This is a genomic window from Trebonia sp. (genome assembly GCF_049794275.1).
In the GTDB taxonomy this organism is placed as follows: domain Bacteria; phylum Actinomycetota; class Actinomycetes; order Streptosporangiales; family Streptosporangiaceae; genus Trebonia.
The window spans coordinates 1-4,902 of the sequence record NZ_JBARCR010000136.1; the positions used below are offsets into that span (position 1 = coordinate 1).

4 protein-coding genes are annotated in these 4,902 nt (G+C 70.9%); 1 reads left to right on the plus strand and 3 read right to left on the minus strand.

Annotated features, from left to right (window positions below):
• Positions 1–10 precede the first annotated feature (10 nt).
• Both WA805_RS03805 and WA805_RS03810 read right to left on the minus strand, forming a co-directional pair.
• Positions 11–331, minus strand: a complete 321-nt coding sequence (locus tag WA805_RS03805) for a hypothetical protein (RefSeq protein WP_424563940.1) — start codon at positions 329–331, stop codon at positions 11–13.
• Between the two features lie 211 nt (positions 332–542).
• Complete coding sequence (locus WA805_RS03810; protein ID WP_422338313.1) at positions 543–1,544, minus strand: sigma-70 family RNA polymerase sigma factor; 1,002 nt, start codon at positions 1,542–1,544, stop codon at positions 543–545.
• A gap of 154 nt (positions 1,545–1,698) precedes the next feature.
• On the opposite strand from WA805_RS03810, the gene WA805_RS03815 reads away from it, so the two are divergent.
• The gene (locus WA805_RS03815) at positions 1,699–3,198 is read left to right on the plus strand and encodes an MFS transporter (protein WP_425241654.1); all 1,500 of its coding nucleotides are present in this window, start codon (positions 1,699–1,701) and stop codon (positions 3,196–3,198) included.
• A gap of 1,089 nt (positions 3,199–4,287) precedes the next feature.
• Here the strand turns inward: WA805_RS03815 and WA805_RS03820 are convergent.
• Positions 4,288–4,902: sigma factor-like helix-turn-helix DNA-binding protein (locus WA805_RS03820; protein WP_425241655.1), on the minus strand; the 615-nt coding region annotated here is incomplete at its 5' end.

Consider the following 4,902-nt stretch of genomic DNA (forward strand, 5'->3'; position numbering starts at 1 on the left):
GTCCAGGCTGCTACAGCACCGCGCCGGCGAGCAACATCGGTGCTGATGGGGGCGCGCCCGCCGCGATCTGCCTGGCGATGTCGCCGAGCCAGTTGTAGTAGTGCAGGATGCAGTTATCCGCCTGTGCGGGCGTTGGGCCCAAGTGAGAAGTAGGCAAACAAGAGCTTGCGCGGCTTCCCCGGGCGGCCGCCTCCTGCCAGGCCTTGCCGGCCCCGGCCGCGGCCTGCGCGAACACGTAACCGGCCAGCACATCGGTCTGCAGCGCCGCCAGATCCTCCGCCGTCACCGGCGCACGCGCCAGCCGCAGACCTCGTACGGCTGCCAGGCTCAACCCGGGCCTCCTCGCCTTCACTCAGCCAGCAAGACGAACATGGCCCAGATCCTAGGTCTACAGAGATGCGGGAGACCTCAGGGAACTCTGGGGTTATTTTTACAGCGGCGTACGCGGTGACCGTCGCGGCCGTTGCCGGGTCGGCGGGTGCGGGCTGGCCGGGTGCTGTCGCTCATGCGGGTGTTCCTTCCCTCTGCCCGGGGTTCCGGCGTTATCGGGGCAGTGCTCGGGGGAGCCCGAAGTGGGGGAAGGCGCTGCTGTCGGAGAACCAGGTGATGGCGCTGATCTGGTCGCCGCGGAGGGTCAGGACGATCATCCCGTAGGGCCGGGCGAGCGGGGTCTGGGCGCAGGGCAGGTAGCAGCCGAAGGCGGGCTGGGTGTTGGCTCGGGTGGGCACCAGCCGCAGCGGGGCGCCGCGGAGGGCGGCCCGGTGGTGCAAGAAGGCGGCGATGGCCGCCGGGCCCTGGTATTCGTACGGCTCGGGTGGCATGGTGAGCCAGGCGTCGCTGGTGAGCAGGGTGAGCACGGCGTCGATGTCGCCGTCTTCGACGGCGGCGGCGAAGCGGCCCGCGAGGTGGCGCTCGCGGGGTGAGTCTGACGGCGGGGTGCGATCGCGGTCGGCGGGGAGCCGGGCCTGCAGGGCCGCCCGGGCGCGCTGCAGGGCGCCCTTGACCGAGGCTTCGGTGGTGTCGAGCATGCCGGCTGCTTCAGCGGCAGAGTAGCCGAGCACGTCGCGGAGCACCAGGACGGCACGCTGGCGCGGCGGCAGGTGCTGCAGGGCGGTGACGAACGCCAGCTCGATCGCCTCCTTGGTGTCGTAGCGGGCCTCCGGCCCGGGCGCGGCGTCGGGTACCCCGTCGAGCAGCACGTCGGGGTAGGGCTCGATCCAGACCGGGGCAGTGAGCCGGGTCGGCTCGGGCGGCTGGGACATCAGCGGCACCTCCCGCGGGCGGCGGCTACGGTCGCGCAGCGCGTTCAGGCAGCCGTTGACGGCGATGCGGTGCAGCCAGGTGCGTACCGAGGACCGGCCCTCGAAGCCGGTCAGGCCGCGCCAGGCCGCCAGCAGGGTCTCCTGCAGCATGTCCTCGGCGTCGGCCACCGAGCCGAGGATCTGGTAGCAGTGCGCCAGCAGCTCAGCCCGGTAGGGGTCGGTGAGCTCACGGAACGCCTCCTGGTCGCCCGCTTGGGCGCGAGCCAGCGTGCTTGCCGTCACCATCGCATCCTCGCATCGGCTTCGTCCTTTACGCCTTCCTAGGTAATGACCCCGCCGGGGACGAAAAAGAACCGCCGTACCGGCCCCGTTCCGTTCCGGCCGCGGCCGGTGTCGGAACGAGTGAGGACCTGACCAACGAGCATCGGAGACAGGAATGACCTCACTGGACCGCAGGAACGACGTCAGCCACAAGGAGTCCGCGGCACCCGGCGAAGTGCGCCGCTGGCGGGCCTTCGCCGTGCTCGCCGTCGCGTACTTCATGACCATCGTGGACCTGACGATCACTAACGTCGCGCTGCCGACCATCGGCCGCAGCCTGCACTTCCCCGAGTCGGACCTGCAGTGGGTGGTGACCGCCTACGGTCTCACCTTCGGCGGGTTCCTGCTCCTCGGCGGCCGGGCCGCCGACCTGGCCGGCCGCCGGCGCTTGTTCATGGCCGGGGTGGCCATCTTCACCGTGGCCTCGCTCGCCTGCGCGCTGGCTACCAGCGACACGTTCCTGATCGTCATGCGCGGCATCCAGGGCCTGGGCGCCGCGGTTGTGCTCCCGGCCGCGCTGTCGATCGTGATGAACATGTTCGGCGAGGGCGCCGAGCGCAACAAGGCGCTCAGCGCCTGGAGTGGCATCGGTGCCACGGCCGCGACCGTCGGCCTGCTGGCCGGCGGGGTGCTTGTCCGGTACGCCGGCTGGCAGTACATCTTCTACCTGAACGTCCCGATCGGCGCGGTCACTCTGCTCCTGGCCCGGCGGGCCGTCCCGGAAAGCAGGCTGGCAGGCGCCCGCCGGTCCTACGACGCGCTCGGCGCTATCACGGTGACCGGCGCCCTGGTGATGCTGGTCTACGCGATCTCGCAGGCGCCGACCGCCGGGTGGACCGCCGTCCGGACCCTCGCACTGCTGGCGGCCTCGGCGGCCCTGCTCGCCGCCTTCCTGGTCATCGAGACCAGGGCCGAGGCGCCGCTGCTGCCGCTGCGGCTGTTCCGGCTGACGACCCTCGCCGGATCGAACGCCGTCGGCTTCCTGCTCGGGGCCAGCTTCTTCAGCTTCTTCTTCACCGGCACCCTGTACATGCAGCAGGTGCTTGGGTACTCCGCCCTGACAACCGGCCTCGCCTGGCTGGCGACATCACTCACCGCGCTCGCGCTGGCCGGGCCCGCCCAGATCCTCGTCACCCGCGCCTCGGCCAAGCTGGTCATGGCGGCCGGGATGACCCTGGTCGGCGCCGGGATCCTGTGGGCCACCCAGGTCCCGGTGCACGGGCACTACTGGGCCAACCTCGCCGGCCCGTTGTTCGTGGCCGGCGGCGCCATCTTCGCGTTCATCCCGGTGTCGATCGGGGCCCTGGCCGGCATCACCGATCATGACGCCGGGGTCGCCTCCGGGCTGCTCAACACCTCCCAGCAGATCGGCGGGGCGATCGGGGTCGCCGTCGCCTCGACCGTGGCAGCGACTCACTCCCGCCTCCTGATGAGCCAGGGCCACGGCGCGGCCGCCGCGCTCACCGGCGGGTTCCAGCAGGCGTTCTGGGTCACCGGGCTCACCGCACTGGCCGCCGTGCCGGTCACGTTCCTGCTCATCCGGCGCGCAGAACTCGCCCGCGCCACTGCGGCCTCACTGCAGCACGAGGACACGGTACCCGCCCGCGCCGCCTGACCCTGCCTCTCAGCAGTCGGCGGCGGGCGGGAAGGCTTAATGTGCCTCTATGTCGTGGACATTCTCAGGGGCATTCCTGGACGGCTTTCCTGGCGAACGCGTGGTCGCGGGAACGGGCGATGCGGAGGAACTGCCTGGCAGGTATGCGCTGGCCGGGCTTGTCGATGCGCACGCGCATCCCACCGTCGCAGTTGACGAGCGCGGCCCCTACCTCTCGGACGGCGAGTACGGCACAGCGCGACTGGAGGAATACGCGACCGCCGGGGTCACGGTGATCCGCGATGCCGGGGGCCGTAGCCTGGTCACCCTCGGCTTCGCGGGCACTGCGGTAGCCGGGCGTCCGGTCGTCACCGCCGCCGGGCGTTTCCTCGCTCCAGCGAACCGGTACTTTCCGCGCATGCACTCCCCCGTCGCGCCGGACGAGCTCGCTGCGGCGATCCGGTCCGAGGTGGCGGCAGGGGCGGCCTGGGTGAAGATCATCGGTGACTTCCCGGAGTGGGCCGAGGGCGGGCCCGTACCGCAGTCGACGACGGCGACATACGACCTCGAAACGCTGCGCTCCGCGGTCGACGCGGCCCACGGCGCCGGGGCACGGGTCGCGGTGCACAGCAATCTCCCGGATTCAGGGCTGGCAGGGATCGGAGCCGACTCGATCGAGCATGGCACGGCACTTGGCCATTCTGAGCTTGAGGCACTCGGCGTCCGCGGCGGTGCCTGGACGCCAACGCTCTGCGCCGTGCTGCACGGCCGCGACTCCTCCGACCCCGCGGTTCACAGCCGGACCGACGAGCTGCGCGAGCGTCTCCGCGATTGCCTGCCGTATGCCGTCGCTCATGGTGTGCGGGTATTGGCCGGCACCGACGTCGTCGGCACTATCGCGGACGAGATCGCGCTCTTGGCCGAGCATGGCCTCACTGCTGCGCAGGCGATAGCCGCAGCCGGCTCAGCTGCACGTGACTTCCTCGGCATCCATCCGGAGGGCGACATCGTGACCTACGACGACGATCCGCTAGCGGATCCCCGCGCACTAGCCCGTCCGGTAGCCGTCGTGGTCCGCGGCGTACGCGTGCGGTTACGCCTCCCGCTTAGCTACCGGCTGGGGAGCGATCGGGGTAGCCCGAACCATGGGAGCACGCTGTTGTCGAAGCGGGTCATGGCGCAGATCCGGTCACCGGAAAGCGTGAGCACGAAGAGGCCGGTCCCGTGGCGGATGCCGCTATGGGCGCGCAGGTAGGCCCCGAACGCTGGCTGGCCGTTAGCTCGCGTCGGTACGAGCTCGCGTCGGCCCGAGCCGAAGATGCTGGGGAAGAAGCGGGCCACGGCATCACGGCCCTCCCATTCGAAGGGCATAGGCGGCATGGACAGGAAGACGTCGTCGGTCAGCAGGGCCACCACCGCGTCGAGATCGGCGGACTCGTATGCGCGGACGAACTTGGCCACGAGCGCATCCTCGGCCGGTGAGCCGGCGGCGGGAGGCGGTTCGCGGCCGGCGGGCGACGGCTGCTGGCGCTGCAGGCTGGCACGGGCCCGCTTGAGGGCGCCGTTGACCGATTCGACGGTCGCGTCCAGCATGCCGGCCACCTCGCTGGCGTGGAATCCGAGGACGTCCCGCAAGATGAGCACCGCGAGCTGGCGAGGCGGCAAGACCTGCAGGGCGGTCACGAAGGCCAGCGAGATGGCTTCGGCCTGCTCGTAGCGGGCCTC

Bases quoted from the DNA above. Each gene is read 5' to 3' on its own strand.
- WA805_RS03815 (WP_425241654.1), top strand. From the start codon at position 1,699: ATGACCTCACTGGACCGCAGGAACGACGTCAGCCACAAGGAGTCCGCG.